The following is a 264-nucleotide window of genomic DNA, read 5'->3' as shown; positions in this document are numbered from 1 at the left end:
CGGCGTAGACTGTACCGGTGAGCCATTGTTGGATATCGTTCTTTCGGTAAACGTTCGAGGCGAGCATCATGAACTGAACGATCCCTTGCAAGAAGATGCTGATTCCAATCCCAACAAGAGCTAGCCGGACAGGTGGGACTCCACGTTTCAACAAATAGAAGAGGAACATGGGGAGAACAATCTAACCAAGGAACGAAGCGATTGGGATATAGGCGAGCGGCACTGACAGCTGATTCGTTCGCTCATCCGAGAAAACGGTGAAGA

General features: G+C 50.0%; 1 protein-coding gene. It reads right to left on the bottom strand.

Annotation, left to right across the window (positions count from 1 at the left end):
* Window positions 1-169 (bottom strand): iron chelate uptake ABC transporter family permease subunit (locus AC2Q9J_RS18085; RefSeq protein ID WP_499042087.1); only part of this gene is annotated, 169 nt, incomplete at its 3' end.
* Between the last annotated feature and the right edge of the window lie 95 nt (window positions 170-264).

The sequence above is a fragment of the Planococcus sp. RAB007_Raresut genome (assembly GCF_057369535.1).
This window is presented reverse-complemented; position numbering and strand designations above follow the sequence as displayed.